An 18,419-nucleotide genomic window follows, 5' to 3' on the forward strand; every position below is an offset into this window, starting at 1 on the left:
GTTTTCAAAAGTAGTATCAAATGAGTCTTTTTCAATCAATTCCTCTAAATTATGGAACTTAATATTAATGGTGTTGAAATTTTGCTTTGTTTCATTATTATAATTTTCAAATACATATCTGACTAAAAAAACTTTTTTAAGGGGATTATTGGTTAAAGAGCATTTATACAAAGTTATAGGATTGTTTCCAATTCTTCCAACGATTGTTACATATTTTTTAGGTATAATAATATTTTTGTCAATATCTGTTTTTAAAAAAAAGCTATTTGTTTTCTCAATAAGTTTCCCACAAAATTTATATTCTTCATCAGTTTCAAACCAAAATTCACCTTTTTTATCTATAAAATCTTTCATTTTATTCACATCTACTAATCATATTAACATCATCTATTGTAAAAGAGCAAATGAAAACTATATCTGTTATCATTAACATCTAACTCAAAACCAACTTTTTAAATATTATCTTTCAACATCACTTATAAATTTCAAATCTTCTTCGTAATTGAATCTTTTAACTTTTTTGGCTTGAATACCATATTTTTTGTCCATGTCAGGATGTTCTCCTGCCCATACATAATAATCTTCATATCCGTTTTCATCAATAAAAGCAACTACATCCAAATCCATTCTAGAACATGCATTTGCATATACTACTGGTTTTTCATCTTCGATGACTAAAAAGTAGGATATCCATCCGAAAGGTATATAAAATGCTGCTTCTTTTTCTAATAATTCTTCTGTTATCTTGATTTCATCTATACGATAAATTTCTTCGTTTAATCTTTCTTTTAAGTATTCATGGAACTTTTCTTCTACATTTTTTAAATCATATGACATTTTATTAACTCCTATTTTAATTTTTGTTTTCTTTCTAATTATAAAAATTACTTTTCAAATCATTATTCAACTTTTTTTATAAAAAAACTCCATAATTAATTCAACTATATATAGACAATTAATTCTTATTTTTGAAATTTTAATAACATACTGGTCATGAATTTTTTAATGATAATTTATATAATTGAAATAATAAAATATTATATTAATTATTATATACAGGTTGTAATAGCTATGGCCAATATAAATAATACTTCATCCTACATGGATGAAGATAAAAAGCAAATTATCAAAGAGTCCAATTATACCTATAGAGATGCTCTTGAAGTTTCAGCTTATCTTATTGAAGTAGGAAAGTTCGAAAGATTTTACAAGGAAATGCAAATCCACGACCTCCAAAAGGAACTTGACGAAATGGATGACGAAGAATAGCTTCAAAAAATATATCTCATGTATATAACTCTTAAATAAAAACTATTTTTCAATTGTGAAAGTAATATTTATTATTACTTTTATATTTTTTTTATAATAAAATTATATATAATGCATAATAAATATATGTATTATGTTACCGGAAAAAACCAACATCAGCACAATAGTTGAAATTACACTCAAAAAAATAGTAGAAGAATCAAGTTTTACACACAAGGATGCATACGAACTTGGAGCCATGCTAATAGCTATCGGCGATGCACAGGAAACCATAACACTAATACACAACAATCCCAATTATGAAATGATTATGAAACAAAGAGAATACTAGTTAATTAAAGGAAAGAAAACAGGAACTTGAAAGAGTAATGGATTTATAAGAGAACCATCACTATGAATCGAGTAAATAAAACAACCACACAGATTATATATGATGGAAGAGTGTACTTCATAATATATTAAATTAAATGAAAATAAAATTAGAATAATACTGTCTTTGTGTCATATCCTCAACATATTTTAGTATTATTTTAGAAATAAGTAAATATTTCAAAGAAGATATAATATTGTATCTAATTTAGAAGGTTTACTCATGCAGGAATTACAAGATGAAATTATCAAATTTCAAAAGGAGAGGGATTGGAAAAAATTTCACACACCTGAAAACTTAGCTAAATCCATTTCTATTGAAGCGGCTGAACTTCTGGAACATTTTCAATGGGGAAAGGAATATGATGAAAGTGAAGTTGCAGATGAACTTGCGGATGTTCTGATTTATTGCATGTATATGGCTGATTCCCTAAATTTGGACATTAAAGAAATTATCCGAAACAAAATGAAGAAAAATGCAATTAAATATCCTGTCTCAAAATCCAAAGGCAATGCCAAAAAGTATACGGAGTTTTAATTATGATTGTTTATGAGGCTACAAAAGGGGAGTTTTGTGATTCTGTTTTGGCCGGTTCCATTACTGATGAAATTGAACATATTTATCTGGCAAAAATTGGGAAATCTCCTGAGTCACAGATCAGATCCTGGAGAAATTCAATGGTATATATGAAAAATGTTTTGGAGGATTCTGAAATTCCTGATGACTGTGGTGTAGCCATTGAATTTACAATTCCAACAACATCAAAAAGAATTGATTTTATTTTAACCGGATTAAATAAATTTGAAGATGATTCAGTTGTGATAATTGAACTTAAGCAGTGGGATTGGGCTGAAAAGGTTGAAGGAAAAGATGGTGTTGTAAAAACAGTTTTAGGTGGTGGAATTCATGAAACAACACATCCGTCTTATCAGGCATGGTCTTATGCATCATTAATTAAGAATTTTAACCAGACTGTTGAAGAGGATGAAATAGATCTATATCCCTGCGCATTCTTACATAACTATGATTTTAAAGAAGACGACCCGTTAACAGATGAAATATACAGACCATATTATGATGAAGCACCGTTATATGGTCAGAGAGATATTTTTAAATTAAGGGAATTTATTAAAAAATATATTCGATATGGCGATGATGGAGAAATTTTGTACAGGATTGACAACGGCAAAATCAGACCTTCCAAAAGGCTTCAGGATACTTTATACAGTATGCTTAAGGGAAATGATGAGTTTGTCATGATTGATGAACAAAAGATTGCTTATGAAATGGCTATTGAAATGGCTCGTGAAAGTTATTTGGATGATAAAAAACGAGTTTTAATTGTTGAAGGAGGTCCGGGAACAGGTAAATCAGTTGTAGCAATCAATTTGCTTGTTGATATAATGCAGGATGATATGAATTCCTGTTATGTTACAAAAAATACGGCTCCTCGTGAAGTATTTTATAAAAAACTGAAAGGTGGAGAATTTAAAGTCGGATGGATTAAAAATATTTTCAAAGGTTCGGGGACATTCATTGACTCTCAGATGAATGATTATGATGCAATAATCATTGATGAGGCTCATAGATTAACTGAGAAAACAGGCTTTTTTAAAAAAGGCGATAATCAGATTAAAGAAATTATAAACGCAGGTAAGTTTTGCGTATTTTTCATTGATAAATACCAGAGAATTTCAATTGAAGATTATGGGAGCATTGGTGAGATAAAAAAGTTTGCCTCAGAGTTTGATGCTGAAGTTAAACAGATTAAGTTGGCATCACAGTTCAGATGCAATGGTTCTGATGGTTATTTGTCATGGTTGGATGATGTGCTTGAACTTGAGGAAACTGGAAATTTTGATGGATTTGACTTTGACTATGATTTCAGGGTTGTTGATTCGCCGGGGGAATTGAAAAATCTGATTTTTGAAAGGAACGCTGAGAATAATAAATCACGTTTGGTTGCCGGATACTGTTGGGATTGGATTACTGATGAAAAGGATAACAGTGATGTTCATGATATTGTAATTGATGACTTTTCCATGAGCTGGAATTTGGGAAACAGTAAAACATGGGCTATAGATGATGATTCAATTAATGAAGTCGGTTGTATTCACACTTCACAGGGTCTTGAGTTTGATTATGTAGGTGTTATCATTGGAAATGATTTGAGATTTGATGGTGAACATATCGTCACGGATTTTAATATGCGTGCAGGAACTGACAGGTCATTGTGGGGAATAAAAAAGATGCATGATGAAAATCCCCAGCAGGCTTTGGAATTGGCTGATGCGATAATTAAAAATACTTACAGGACGTTGATGAGTCGTGGAATGAAGGGATGCTATGTCTATTGTGAAGATATGGGATTACAAACTTATTTCAAGGAAAAATTAGAGTTCATGCAACGAAAAAAATAGAATTATTATAATTTTAGATTATTTGCCTACTTTTAAATGATTTAATCTGATAATTTTGTAGATTTATTTAAACAATCTTATGAGGAAAATTGTAAAAATTATATTTTAAAAAATTTATATGTTGGTTGATGAAATAATTGCTGAGGTTAAATAATGCAAAAATGGTTAGTTCCATCAAATCCTAATGTTTATGATGCTGACGCTTCATTTAAAAAAAATGGATTTATAGATTGGAGACAAAATAAAAATAAGTATGAAGTAGGAGATATTGTATATCTATATTGTAGTCAAACACATAGAAAAATAATGTTTAAATCTGTTGTAGAAAAAATTAATATTCCAGCTTCAGATATTATTGAGGATAAAGAGTTTTGGAAGGATTTAAATCAATATAATGAATCAAAAGAATATATCTATTTTAGAATTAGATTAATTGAAAAAGTTGATAGGAAAGAATTATCTTTAGAATATCTTAAACAAAATGGATTGAAAACAGCACCTCAATCCCCAATAAAAGTTAATGATGAATTAGGAGAATATTTAGATAAATATTTTACATTAAACTCATCAAAGGATTACAGAATAAAAGTGGATTATAATATTTGGTCCATGAATGTAAGTAAAAAAGACAGTTATGATGATGCATGGAATTTATTTAAAGAAAATTCATGTGTAAGTATTGATTATTGGATTCATAATAAATCCCTTGATTATAGTTCATTTAATAATGTTAATGAAATAAAAGGATATTTGAAAGATTCTCTTCCAGAAAACTCAAGAGAACCTAACTTAATTAATATTTTTGTCAATGACATTAAAGAAGGAGATATTTTCATCGCTCATAAAGGTCAAACTGTTGTTTGTGGAATTGGTATTATTGAAAGTGAATATATTCATCAAAATGATGTATTAACTAATATTCGTAAGATAAATTGGATTTACGTTCCGGATAATTTAAAAATTAAAGATAAATATTTTTTTAAAACAGATAATATTGTAAAATTAAATGAAAAGTATTCTTATTTTGCAAATGAGATATTGGCAAGAATTGCAGGTAAAGATAAATCGGTCAGAAATAAACTATTAGATTTCATTTTCAATCAATATTGTGATGATTTTCATTCAACTGAAGCGGGTCAGAATCATTTCAGCAGATATGAATCTGGAAAGGAAAAAATTCAAAATGATTGGATTTTAATTAATCAGAAAATTTCCAATAATGAAAATTGGTTTGATGATTTTTGGAAAAATCTTTTTCATAGGGATTTGGAGTTATTTAGTATTGGTGGAAATGATTTAAAAGGTATGATTCAGGCCAGATCCAAAAAGAAATATGATTTTTCCGATGAAGATATGAATAATTTGGCTATTGCATTTGTAGATACGGTTAATGGTCTTTTAGAAACATCAAATAATGAAGAACAAAAAGAAATTTTAAATGATTATAGTAATGATGTTTATAAAAGCTATGGTTTTCAGACAGGTGTGATGTCTCCAATTCTATTTTATTTGGATGAATCTTCATTTTATCCAATCAATAGTAAAGCTATAAAAACTGTTAGATTATTATCATTAATGCTGGATGATGAAATTAAATTGTCTGCTGATTTAAATAGATATATTGAGAGTAATAAAGAATATAAGAAATTTTTACAAAAATTATCTGATGCTGTTTCATTTAAACTGAATATTAGAATTTTTGATGAATTTTGTCATTGGATATGTGATTCGAAATTAGGAAATTATGCGGATAATGAAAGAAAAGTCGTTGAAATTTTTCCTATTAAAGAGATATTGATGGGTAAAAATCCATTTAAATCAAATAAAAAAAGAAATTTAATTTATTTTGGAGCTCCTGGGACCGGAAAATCATACAATTTAAATCAAGATAAAGACAGTTTGCTTGAAGATTTTGAAGATAATTATGAAAGAGTAACTTTTCATCCTGATTATTCATATGCAAACTTCGTCGGGACTTTTAAACCATATCCTGATGGTAGGGATATTGTGTATAAATATGTTCCAGGTCCATTTATGAGAATTCTTAAAAAAGCAATAAACAATAAGGATAAACCCTATTTGTTAATTATTGAAGAGATCAATCGTGCTAATGTTGCAGCTGTTTTTGGGGATGTTTTCCAATTATTGGACCGAAATGAAAATCACCAATCAATTTACCCTATCGATACAACTGAAGACATGAGATTATATCTTAATGAAGATAAAATCAAGCTACCTTCAAATCTTTTCATCTGGGCAACTATGAACTCAGCAGATCAGGGAGTTTTCCCAATGGATACTGCATTCAAACGAAGATGGGATTTCAAATATTTCTCAATCAACAATAATGAAAATTTAATTGAAAACACACATTCAACTATCAACGGTAAAGAGGTCAACTGGAACACTTTACGAAAACAAATAAACGATGAATTATTGTCATACAAAATCAATGAAGATAAACTTATGGGACCGTTTTTCGCATTTAATGAATTTATGAATCAAGAAATACCTGAAGAAACTTTCAAAGATATATTCAAAAATAAAATTATCATGTATTTGTTTGAAGATGCTGCAAGAGCAAAACGAAACGACTTATTCAGTGGTGCAAAAACAAAGGATTATGTAACATACTCTGAAATCTGTGATGCATTTGACAAAATCGGGCTTAAAATTTTTAATTTCATAAGTGATGATGAATGAAAACAATTAACATTCGTGAACTGAAACCCTACACTAAAAATCAGCTCCTAAAACTTCTTGACAACAGTGAAAATACTTTTAAAAAGCTAATAAATTATGCCTTTGTTAATAAAGAAGATGATATGTATCAGTTTAAATATGTCGGAGTAATCATAATCGACAAACTGGTTATTAACTGCTATCCAAAATATTTCACCAACTATTCAAATGATAATTTCAAACAAATCATACAGGTTATTAAAAAATACAATGCCTCAAATGATTTGGATTATCAAAATGAGGAGCTTGAAGATATTTCCTTCAATCTGTTGTCTATGATGGTGTTCTTTTTGGAGGATTACTATGAGTATGGTATATATTCAAATGTAGAGAATATTCTGGAAGTTAATGGAAACGGTGAAATTGACTGGAACCGTACAATTAACTACACAGATCCTGTAATTAAGGACAGCAAACCCTACTATGTTGAATTATACACCAAATACAAAATAGATGATTTGTATGATTATTTCAGACTTTTGCATGAATACATCATTACAGTCTGTTCTAGGCGACTTGAAAAGGCAGGCTTACTTGAGTTATTTGACCTGACACCAGTAGAACTCACAGATAAAGAACTATATGAATTTGGAGAATTGGAGTTTATCTTGAATAAATTTGAAAAGGAATTGCATGTTGAGTTTAACTCACATAAAATAAAACTTCTAAAATCAATGCATACTTTCATAAAGCAACAGAATTCATTTTCCAATGAAAATTACTTGACATTATTCGGAACAAATTCCTATCATGTAATTTGGGAAGCGATGCTTAAAAAAGTGTTTGATGATAAGTTAAACAGTATTGTGGAGTTTAAAGGTAAAAAAACTAAATTAATTGATGTTATCAAAAAGCCTCAATGGATTTATAAAAATATTTATCCAAAAGAGGCAGATGGGACATTTATTCCAGATATTGTAACGTTTTATGAAAATCAGTTTATTATTTTAGATGCCAAATACTACAAATTGAATTTTGATGAAAATAATTTATCCGGCCAACCAGGCCTTGAAAGTATAACAAAACAATACTTGTACGAGTTAGCTTACAGAAAATTCATTAAAGAAAATAATTTTAGTGGCGTTAAAAATGCATTTTTGCTTCCAAAATATGGTGGTGAAATTGAAAATCTCGGAATAGCAAAACTTGAGATATTGTCTGATTTGCATTTGGAGGATATTCAGATTATTATGCTTCCGGCTGGAGAAATTAATCAACATTATTTGGATAACAAGAAAATGAGTATTAAAAAACTCAATTTGAAATTTTTGATTTAGTAATTCTTTTATGTTATTGACAATAAATATACTAACAAGTTAAATACAAAATCATTTTCGGGTTGAAATAATGTCATACATAATCAAAAAACAGAAATTTTTAAAATCTCAGGAAAAAATCAAAGAAATTTGTGCTTCAAATAATCTGGAAGTTCCTTTTTTAATTGAAAACTATCCAATTCCAGAGGATTTGAAGTTTGACAGGAACGATGCAGATATTCAGTTGAAAGAATTTTTAAGCAAGTTTCCGGAATTCAAGGATATTGCAATTGATTTAAACGAAGAACAGGAAGAAATTGTAACATACGATGGGGATAAGTTTTTAAGTGTTGAAGCAGGCCCCGGTGCTGGTAAAACCAGAGTTTTAATCGAAAAAGTTAATTACATGGTAAATGAACTCAATGTTGATCCTGAAACACTGTTAATCATTACATTTTCAACCAAAGCGGCTGAAGAGCTTCAGGAAAGATTGGCTGAAGGAGACCTGCTTAAAAGTGATGTTCAAAAGATGCACATCTCAACAATTCATTCATTCTGCGGCAGAATCCTTGAGGAAAACGGCCAGGTTGGCTTAAACGTAATTTCAGATGATGCCGGTGAGAAAAACCTGTTATTTATTGGAAAACATATGGAAGAGCTTGGTTTTGTTAAAGAAGCATACATGTCAAACAGCGATATTCCGGATATCGTAAGCAAGTATAATGAGTACTGCTCTTTTGGTGTTAAAACAGGCCAGCTGATTGATTATATTAAAGCTGAAAGACCGGTTGATCCTGAATATGTAACCTTCGTCAGAAATTATATGGAAGAAAATGACGGCAAATATCCCTATGATGAAGTAAAAGAAAATGATGTATTTAAAAAATCAAAATATAATGCAAGATACCTTCAAATTGCAAAATCATATCCTATTTATGAAGATATTTTAAAACGTGAAAAAGCAATTGATTTTGCACACCTTCAAAAAGATGCTCTTGAAATTGTTAAAAAAGACAGCTTTAAAACACCTTTTACAAATATCTTGATAGATGAGTTTCAGGACAGCGACCCGATGCAGATGGAACTTTTTGAAAACTTAATGAAAACAGCAGATTCATTTACCGTCGTGGGAGACATTAACCAAAGTATTTACGGTTTTAGAGGCTCAAACATAAATCCGTTTACTTATCTGGCAAAACACCACTCAGATGAATTTGAATTTAAAAGCCTTCCGACCAATTATCGTTCCACATGGGAGATAATCAATATTTCAGAAGATTTCATTAAACATCAAAGACCTGCTGATTCAGCACTTGGAAAAGCCAGATGCGGACGTGAAGTTCACAATCCCACATACTACCTGGTAAATGAGAACAGCAGTGCTGAAGCAGAAAATATCTTCAAAGTAATCAAATATCTGATTGAAAACAATAAAGTCAGTAAATTATCAGATATCGGAATTTTATTCCGTTCCTTAAATAAAAGCAGTTCAAGATGCATTGAAGGTTTGCTTGACAAATTAAAAGAGCAAGCAATTGACTATCAAATCAGGGGTTTAAGTAATCTGATTGACCGGCCTGAAATAAAATCAGTCCTGACGTTATTCTATCATTTGGTATCAGATGATGATCCGCACAAACACTTCTTTAACAGGTGGGAAGCGGATTGGCTTAATCTGAAAGCATATGCTGACCAGATATTATTTGAACTGTCAGATGAAACCAAAGAAATATTGTATAATCTTCAAAATGACTTTGAAGAGGAAGTCGTCACAACAGAAAACCGTGTCTGGTTAAGAGACCATAAATCAGGCGGTAAAAAATCATTTGCAAAGGTTTTGGAACGTCCCGAAGAAATGCTTATTGAAATATTTGATGAGGTTACCCGACCGGTACTTTCAAATGAAAACCTGATTGAATATGGAATAACAAATGAGGATGATTTGGAATTTTTTGACTGACATTACAGGATTTTTATCTGAAGATAAGGTTTTGGACAATGATGATTTGATTTATAATCTCTCACAGCTCACCTCTTCACTTCAAACATTCGTCGAAGTCAGATTTGAACGGGATATCAGAGGTGCATTCTGGTTTATATATAGAACCGTTGGAGGCCATTCCAGCTACAGTGAAGACACAGATGGAATTCAGATTATGACTATACATCAATCTAAAGGACTAGAATTTCCTGTTGTTATTGTTCCGTCACTTAAAAAAGATAACTTCCCTATGAAATTCATTGACCCAAACCCAAAATCAGGTTGGATATTTGGAAGTCCTACATATTATACTCCTGATGACTGTCTGATATACCCTAAATTTGATGAAGAGTTTGGAGAAGAATTGTCTCATGAAATGGAAGAAGAAAGAATAATTTATGTTGCAATGACCCGTGCAGAAGATACTTTAATATTGTCATCCATTGTTGATGACTGTGAACCTGCCAAACACTCTGCACTGAAATCTGGGGAATTCACCAAACTTCCAAAAGGACCTGAACGCATTCAAAGTGCAATAAACGAGAATTTGGAAAATGATTGTGTTTTAATTGATCCAAACAATATCGATATCCAGACATTAGCCAGAAAAACAGAAGAAAATGATGATAGTTACTGCATTGATTTAAGTTTTACAGCTCTGGAAAACTACAATAACTGTCCGTTCAGATATAAATTGGCAAATCAGATAGGTTTCAGCATTTCTGAAAAACAGGAAATCGATGAAGGAATATTTGTTCACAAAGCACTGGAAATCATCAACAAAGAAATCATAAACAATAATAATGCATTTATTGGCGAAGATAAAGTTGTTGAAATCATAACAGACCTATTTGAAAAATCAAATGAAGAACTGCATGAAGAAGACCCTGCTGAATATAATAAACAGCTGAATGAAGTTACAGGCAATGTCATTTACTACTACAAAAATTATGGTAATGACCTAAAGATACTGGACAGTGAATATCCGTTCTACCTGAAAGATAAAAACTATGCTCTTAAAGGAGTCGTTGACTTAATCTATGAAGTTGACGGTAAACTGGGTATAATTGATTATAAAAATACACGTCTTGAAGCCAAATACAAAGATAAGTTTAAAAAGCAGCTTCACCTGTATGTTTTAGCACTTCGTGACCAAAATCAGGAATATGAAGGAAAAGAAATATCCAATCTTCAGGTTTATACAATCAAATCCAAAAAGATGATTGACTTTGATATTGACGAGGAATACATCGAAGAGTTAAAGCTTGAACTTGAACGTGTTGCAGAAGATATTCATGAAGGAAAATTCACGTCATGTTCCTGTGATGACTGTAAGTACTGTCAGTACAAAAATATCTGTAATTCACAAAAAGAAATTTAATTATAAATATATTATTTAATTTGTGAAATATTTGTGTGGATAATCTTTGGAAGTATTTTTGGAGTGTGTTTAACGGATAGTCTTTTTTAGACTGGAAAATGGGTATTTTTTTGAGGTTTATATTCTATTTTATTATATATTCCTTATTTTTTCTAATTAATGTGAAATTTCAAGTATAAATTAGAATATGGTTAATTAGATTAATTTAGTAATTTTGAAATTTTTTTGCATAAATTCTATAATCTCTATAAAGTCAAATTTTTTAAATATTATTGGTCATAAATTATTAACAATTAATGTATAACTTAAAGAAAAGAAATTTAATAAATAATTTATATTTTCCAGGTGATAAAAAATGAGAAAATCAACCCTCAAGCATAAGCATTTAAGAAAAGTATTGTATGAAGTCATGACGTTGGGGGATGATGCTCCCCTTGAGGCATATGTAAGGTTATTTGAGGAATTCAAGCATTCCAGTCTTATAATTGCAGGCAATTTTGGAGAAGATTTGATGGACATGTCAACTGTCAAAACAGAAATTGGAGTTTTTGGCATGCTTTTTACTGACATGGACGAGTTCAATAAGGTTTTTCCCGATTATGGGGTCGGATCAAAGGAGCATTTCTTCACAACATACGTTGATTTTTTGAAAAAGACTGACCTTTCAGGATACATCCTCAACTTCAAAAGTGAAGGATTTATCATGCCACGTGATCTTATGGACAGCTTTAAGGATTTGCCTGATTTCAACTTCCCTACCGATGATGCATATAACTCAAAAGAACTTAAAAACTTAAAAGATTCAATAAACAATGAAAAGCTTGAAAGCTTCATAAAAGACCCTAAAAATATCGCAAAATATGATGAGCTTTTTGAAGTGATGTCATCATCAACCCTTCTCACACTGATGCTTTCAAAGGATGATTTATCCGACAATGCTGAAGATGGTATTATATCATCGTCTAAAGATAATCCGGTGGGATTTCTCTACATTGACCATTTGGGAGGAGAATATGCAACTGTCTATACCTCTGAAGAGAAGATGACGGCAATAAATACACCTTTCAAAAAGTATTCTCAGATAGTCAACCCGGCACACATGGTCATGTTTGTTCTAAACGAGGACATGGATGGTCTGATTATCAATCCTGGAAATGAACAGATATTATTGACAAGAGAAACACTGCTTGATTACTCAGAAGTAATTGAGAAAACATGCAACAATCCGAAGCTTAATAAGGCAATGTTGTGTATGTTTTTAATGGAGGTTTAAAAAATGATAACATGTAGCGTATGCGGTCACATTAATGACTCAAGCAATGCAGTATGCGAGGAATGCGGTTCAGATTTATCAGACAGCCCCGACTGGGGATATGATTACTATGACGACTGAATGTTATGAATTACATTTTGGAGATTAAACCATGTTTGAATGCTACGAGTGCGGACACCAGATAGATGAGCAAGACGTTGAATACGAATGTCCTTTCTGCGGTGAGGATGACTACGGTGAAGGATTCCTCCGATGCGAAAACTGCGATACCCTATACACCATTTCAGGAGACCTGTGGGAGTGTCCATACTGTGAAAACGAAGGCAAAACCGACACACCTGGCCCGGATTACTGTGAATGTCCAAGCTGCGGTGCTGTAATTATTGGGGATGTTTGTGAAGAATGCGGTTGGCCTGACGTCAATCAGGGATGGCTTGGGGAGGAATATGGTTGAATGGTGAAAATACCAAAAGAATTTAATAAATCCATAAAATATTGCAAATGTATATAATTAACTTGTACACATAGTAATATCAACTAACATACAGTTGATATTAATAGAACAAGAGATGAAAAGCAATGGAAAAGAAATATTTAATAATAATTCTGGTTGCAATCATTTCAATATTCGCAATTGGTATTGTAATCAGCATTGGAACACCACATGAAAAGACCTATGAACCATATAACTTCAGTGCAACATGTAGCATTGAATTACCAACATGGATTAAATTCAACAATGGGGCAGGAGACTTAAATTCCAACAGTAATATTATGGGTTCTAATGTAGCTTCAACAACCAAGGCATTATTCGGTAACAATGAAGTAATGCAGATCACATATAGTCATAGTACTGTTGATGGGGCAAATGTAGGGGCAGACTTGAACGATAATATGGCATTGGAACAGAACGGCAAGAAAGTATACACCCGTATGGTGATGAATGAAGCAACAGGTGAATCAATTAGTGTAATGGGTGAAAATGAAGAGGTAGTGAACTATATAGCAGACCATGTGAAATTTAACGGTGCAACTGTGAATAAAACTAATGCAACTAATGATACAATTGAGGAAGATAGTACAGCAACTACTAGCGAACCTTCTAATAATTCGAATGTTGACGATGCCAATAATAAAAAGTATACTCAAGAAGATTTGAACAGGGCCAGAGCTGATGGATATTTACAGGGTTATGATGATTCAATTAATTATCCTGATTATGGATATGATTATGGATATGATGATAGAAGTTCAAGTTCATCAAGTTCTGAAAGTAGTAGTTCATCAAATGTTGAGACCACCACAGCTTAATTATATTTTAAAGTGTTACATTAATGTAACACTTTTTATTGTAATATTTACCGATTATTCTTTTTTATTGTCTGCGACACAATATTCTATTCCTTCTAAGAGCTTGTTTAATTTTTTTGATTTACTGCGAATGTCCAAGTTGCGGTGCAGTAATGATATGGGACTGTTGTGAAGAATGTTGCTGGCCTGATGTCAACATGGGTTGGGTCGGTGAAGAATACGGATAATTATAATTACATGAGGATATTCTATTTTTAATGATGCGGGATAATAATAAAAGCAATGAAGTAGATATCTTTTATATGATGTGATAACATGATGCTGCATCCTAAAGATTACAGAAAAGAGTTTGAAGCTGCAAGTTTAAAGAAGATTCTCCAGGAAAGGGACAGGATTGTCGAGTTCATGCAGGACTTTGAAAACAATAAGCTGCCGAAAAAGTACTATGAACGTGATCCAAGTCCTGAAGTCGTCTATATGTCAAATATTGACTATCTCAAGGAGCTTTGTGATTTGATTAAAATCAAGATGTATGAAAAGAATTCCAATCCAAAAGAGGTTCACCACTCTCCGTTCATTGCGCTTGAAGAGGTCATGTCCAAGTTTGACGAGGAAAAGCGCAAGCAGTTTCTGGAAGATTTGAAAGTCAAGGACGAGGAGCTCTACTACAAGTATATGGAATGGAAAATCCTCTCCGAACAGTAGCTCAATATTGATGGTGCCGTCACCATCCTTTTTTTATATTTGTATACATAAGTTATTTATCTTTCAACTGAAAATATATTATTAAATAATATGAAGGTATTTCTATGTTGGAGTGGACCATTTGCAGTGATTGCGGAAAAATTTTGGACAACAGTCAGGAAACCTGTCAGAGCTGCCAGTCTGATGTGGACAAAATCCATATGGATTATCTGACGCCCTATCTGACCAATCTCAACTTTCTTGTCAGCACAATAAGCGTTTTCAGACCGAACATCCCTGAAGACATCAAAGGATTATCCGTTGAGGATATGATAGCCGATGACCTTTTGAGATATTTCAGTTATCTTGCAATGGGAGACGGAAGGATTACTGACAACGAGCTTGAATTCATCAATGATCTTTTGGGCTTTGACTATTCCAGTGAAGATATCGCAGGTCGGGCTGAAATTGACGATTTTCCAATGTCATTTCAATGTCTTTTGGAGCTTGATTCATATGGCCAGGCAATGAACATGCATGAGCTCAACTCCGCAAACGAGCTTTTCGGCTGCTACAAGCTTTTTGGAAAGTTTTTCATAACCGCAGACAACGAGCTTGACGAGAACGTATTGAAGCTCTATTCCGACTACATCTCAAAGCTTGAAGACAGACTCAGGGACTGCGATGTGGATGTAAAGCCAATAAGATTAATCGAAACTGAAGATGAAATCGAAGAAGAAATAACAGAAGAAATCAAAGAGGAATCACACTCACTTGACGAATACCTTGAAAAGCTGAACAAATTGGTAGGTCTCAAGAAGGTTAAAAAGGACGTCAACTCACTTATAAACCTTGTACGGATAAGAAAGATAAGGCGTGAAAGGGGCATTGCCCAGCCTGCAATGAGCCTGCATCTTGTATTTTCGGGAAATCCAGGAACCGGAAAGACAACCGTTGCAAGGCTTCTTTCAAAGATATATCATGAAATGGGACTTTTAAGCAAGGGCCATCTGGTTGAAACCGACCGTTCAGGACTTGTTGGAGGCTATGTGGGCCAGACTGCAATAAAAACCCAGGAAATAATCCAGTCTGCAATGGGTGGAATACTTTTTATCGATGAGGCATACAGCCTGACATCTTCAAGCGAAAACGACTACGGCGCAGAGGCAATCGACACTCTTTTAAAGGCAATGGAGGACCACCGCGATGATTTGATAGTCATAGTTGCTGGATATCCTGAACTCATGGACAGGTTTTTAAACTCAAATCCCGGCCTGGAGTCAAGGTTCAACAAGTTCATATACTTCGAGGACTACACCGATGAGGAGCTATGCGATATATTCCGCCTCATGTGCGAGGAGTCAAACATGACGCTTGACGAGCCCGGCGAGGAATACCTCAGGCAGTACATGAAGAGGATGTATGACAACAGGTCCAAAAACTTTGCAAACGGACGTGCCGTTAGAAATCTTTTTGAAGAGGTAGTGACCGCACAGGCAAACAGGCTGGCCGGTGAAGATGAAATAACGGATGAGGAACTTAATACATTGACATATGAAGATTTTTTGGTAGGTGAAGAAGATGGGTTATAAATACTGCAAAAACTGTGGCGAAAAGGTGGATTCAGGCGTTAAGTTTTGTCCCAACTGCAAGTCAACATCATTCAGATACACAGCAGAGGTCATAACTTCAAACGTTAAGCCGAGCTTTGTCCAGTCACTGTTTTACTGGCAATACAACGGAAGGTTTGTAATGTCCAAATCCAAGGTTGCGGCAATATTCATTCTGGTGATCTTTATTCTGATGAGCTTCACAATGCCTTATACCTTTGGAGCGATTCTCCTTGGACTCATTGTTTCTGCAATCATATTCCTGGTTGGATTCGGTTTACATATCGTAAGGGGAAGGCCTACAAAGGCAGTGATTGAAAACAACGACTATGGCTTTTTCACAGACTTGAAGCATATGCTTTTCTTCTGGCAGAACAGAAACACCGGGGAATTTGTCCTTGCAAAGACAAAAATAGCATGCTTCATAATCTTTGGAATCTTCATGTTCATCTTAGCTGATGCCAAAATCCCAATATTTGGTGCAATATTGGCATGTTTGATTTTCACCGCTCCAGTATACATTGTAGGTTTTGCTGTTCACAAGTTAACAAACGACAATCCTAAAAACGGTAAGCTGCCTTCACAAAAAAAGCCAAAAATAAAGCCTGAAAAGGATAAAAAACCAATTGAAGAGAGTGAACCTGTTGTTGAGGTAACATCATCCAAATTCGAAAAGTACAAAGATGAGCTTGCAGGCATGAAAACAGCATACATGAAAAGGGAAGGCCGTGCAAGGGAGCTTATAGAAAAGAAATTCCAGCCTCCTCAGCTTACATACAACAAGTTCATATCAGTGGTTGACAGCTCAACAAAACTATTCAATGAGGAAGCGGATAACATAGAAAACATCATAAGTCTTGCAAGCGAGGATTCAAAGCGTATAGATGACGAACTGAAATCAAAATTTGAAATCCTCAATTCACTTATAGACAAGATGGATGATTTGATAAATGAGCTTGTCCTTTCACTGGATTCAACCAAGGACGATGACGTCGGAGGACTTTTGGACGATATGGAAAATCTGATAGGTTCAATCAAGGAATATTGATGGGAGTAGTTAGATGAAATGCCCTTATTGCGGTAAAATACTGCCGAACAGTGCAAAGTATTGCGGAGGATGCGGAAACGACCTCACTACAAAGGAATCATTTATTGACAGGTTCAAGTCAGCATCGACAATAAGAAAGGCAATCGTCATAGCATGCATTATAGTAATTCTTCTTATCGCAGCAGGGGCTGCAAATGAATTTTTTGGAGGAGATACACTGACTCTTCCTAAAGCATCAGATCAAAGTGTTTTCGACCAGATTAACCCGTCAACAATATTTTCCAATGATGATGAGGAGGAAACATACGTTTCAAGCATATCAGAAGTCGAGGATGCAAATCCAGAAAATGAAAGCTCAACCGTGTCAATCGGGGATGCAAACTCACATGAAATGAACGTTTCCGGAAATTCGATTTCTATTCATACTGATTAGCATGACAAAATGGGCATACACCACTTATTCAGAAATTAGCCCTGAGGCATTGAGATATTTTCCTTTCAAAAGCCCGAGAACCAACCAGCTTGAGGCAGTCTCAGAAATCCTTGAAGCAATAAATCAGGGATACAAGTACATCATTCTTGAAGCGGGAACCGGAACTGGAAAATCTGCTATAGCCGCCACCCTTGCAAGGATATTCGATTCATCATATATCCTCACCATCACAAAGCAGCTTCAGGACCAGTATGCAAAGGACTTTGCCGACTTTCAGGTGGTCAAGGGAAGGTCAAACTTCAGATGCAGGCTCTCGGATGTGGGCTGCGATGAGGGAAAATGCGTACTGGAGTCCCACAGGTGCAAATACAGAATCAGCCATGAAGAAGTCATCGAGGAAAACACCTGCAGATACCTTTACCAGAAGCATATGGCCCTTGAATCTGATGTGGTGATAGCAAACTATCCGTACATGTTTTTGGAGCTCAACTATGTCGAGGACTTCAAAAAAAGGCCATTGATGATTTGCGATGAGGCCCACAATATCGAAAGCATGATCATGAGCCAGCTGACCCTTGAGTTCAACAGAAGAGACCTCAAGGAATACGTTGGAATAAATCTATCAAAGACGAGGGTAAGCC

17 protein-coding genes and 1 pseudogene are annotated in these 18,419 nt (G+C 33.4%); 16 read left to right on the top strand and 2 right to left on the bottom strand.

What is annotated here, in order from left to right; genetic code table 11:
* A partial coding sequence (locus QZV68_RS08195; protein ID WP_296880382.1) for a hypothetical protein occupies positions 1-354 on the bottom strand: 354 nt, incomplete at its 3' end.
* Between the two features lie 105 nt (positions 355-459).
* Positions 460-837, bottom strand: a complete 378-nt coding sequence (locus QZV68_RS08200) for a hypothetical protein (RefSeq protein WP_296880384.1) — start codon at positions 835-837, stop codon at positions 460-462.
* Between the two features lie 234 nt (positions 838-1,071).
* Between QZV68_RS08200 and QZV68_RS08205 the strand changes: the two genes are divergently transcribed.
* The 16 genes and pseudogenes from QZV68_RS08205 to QZV68_RS10270 all read left to right on the top strand — a co-directional run.
* Positions 1,072-1,269 (top strand): hypothetical protein, encoded by a 198-nt coding sequence (locus QZV68_RS08205; RefSeq protein WP_091699469.1) that lies wholly within the window; start codon positions 1,072-1,074, stop codon positions 1,267-1,269.
* Positions 1,270-1,402: 133 nt separating this feature from the next.
* A complete protein-coding gene (locus QZV68_RS08210) occupies positions 1,403-1,600 on the top strand; it encodes a hypothetical protein (protein WP_296880387.1) in 198 nt (65 codons plus the stop codon).
* 261 nt (positions 1,601-1,861) lie between these two features.
* Entirely contained in the window at positions 1,862-2,176 is a 315-nt protein-coding gene (locus tag QZV68_RS08215) for a nucleotide pyrophosphohydrolase (RefSeq protein ID WP_296880389.1), read from the top strand.
* 2 nt (positions 2,177-2,178) lie between these two features.
* Entirely contained in the window at positions 2,179-4,059 is a 1,881-nt protein-coding gene (locus QZV68_RS08220) for a DUF2075 domain-containing protein (protein ID WP_296880391.1), read from the top strand.
* 153 nt (positions 4,060-4,212) lie between these two features.
* Complete coding sequence (locus QZV68_RS08225) at positions 4,213-6,762, top strand: AAA family ATPase (RefSeq protein WP_296880392.1); 2,550 nt, start codon at positions 4,213-4,215, stop codon at positions 6,760-6,762.
* Positions 6,759-8,078 (top strand): LlaJI family restriction endonuclease, encoded by a 1,320-nt coding sequence (locus QZV68_RS08230; protein ID WP_296880395.1) that lies wholly within the window; start codon positions 6,759-6,761, stop codon positions 8,076-8,078. Before QZV68_RS08225 ends, QZV68_RS08230 begins: the two co-directional genes overlap by 4 nt.
* A gap of 70 nt (positions 8,079-8,148) precedes the next feature.
* The gene (locus tag QZV68_RS08235) at positions 8,149-10,017 is read left to right on the top strand and encodes a UvrD-helicase domain-containing protein (RefSeq protein WP_296880397.1); all 1,869 of its coding nucleotides are present in this window, start codon (positions 8,149-8,151) and stop codon (positions 10,015-10,017) included.
* A complete protein-coding gene (locus tag QZV68_RS08240) occupies positions 9,995-11,419 on the top strand; it encodes a RecB family exonuclease (protein WP_296880400.1) in 1,425 nt (474 codons plus the stop codon). The genes QZV68_RS08235 and QZV68_RS08240 overlap by 23 nt, the downstream gene beginning before the upstream one ends.
* A gap of 355 nt (positions 11,420-11,774) precedes the next feature.
* Entirely contained in the window at positions 11,775-12,692 is a 918-nt protein-coding gene (locus QZV68_RS08245) for an SseB family protein (protein WP_296880402.1), read from the top strand.
* A gap of 151 nt (positions 12,693-12,843) precedes the next feature.
* A complete protein-coding gene (locus QZV68_RS08250) occupies positions 12,844-13,146 on the top strand; it encodes a hypothetical protein (protein ID WP_296880405.1) in 303 nt (100 codons plus the stop codon).
* Between the two features lie 125 nt (positions 13,147-13,271).
* The gene (locus tag QZV68_RS08255) at positions 13,272-14,003 is read left to right on the top strand and encodes a hypothetical protein (RefSeq protein WP_296880426.1); all 732 of its coding nucleotides are present in this window, start codon (positions 13,272-13,274) and stop codon (positions 14,001-14,003) included.
* Positions 14,004-14,318: 315 nt separating this feature from the next.
* Positions 14,319-14,708: a hypothetical protein gene (locus QZV68_RS08260; RefSeq protein ID WP_296880428.1), complete on the top strand. Its 390-nt coding sequence runs from the start codon at positions 14,319-14,321 to the stop codon at positions 14,706-14,708.
* A 104-nt stretch (positions 14,709-14,812) separates the two neighbouring features.
* Entirely contained in the window at positions 14,813-16,279 is a 1,467-nt protein-coding gene (locus tag QZV68_RS08265) for an AAA family ATPase (RefSeq protein WP_296880430.1), read from the top strand.
* A complete protein-coding gene (locus QZV68_RS08270) occupies positions 16,269-17,345 on the top strand; it encodes a zinc ribbon domain-containing protein (protein WP_296880432.1) in 1,077 nt (358 codons plus the stop codon). Before QZV68_RS08265 ends, QZV68_RS08270 begins: the two co-directional genes overlap by 11 nt.
* Positions 17,346-17,358: 13 nt before the next feature.
* Positions 17,359-17,778, top strand: a complete 420-nt coding sequence (locus QZV68_RS08275) for a zinc ribbon domain-containing protein (protein ID WP_296880438.1) — start codon at positions 17,359-17,361, stop codon at positions 17,776-17,778.
* Position 17,779: 1 nt separating this feature from the next.
* Positions 17,780-18,364 (top strand): annotated as a pseudogene (locus QZV68_RS10270) (DEAD/DEAH box helicase family protein); the annotation flags it as partial.
* Positions 18,365-18,419 lie beyond the last annotated feature (55 nt).

It is taken from the genome of uncultured Methanobrevibacter sp. (assembly GCF_902801725.1).
Taxonomy (GTDB): Archaea; Methanobacteriota; Methanobacteria; order Methanobacteriales; family Methanobacteriaceae; genus Methanocatella.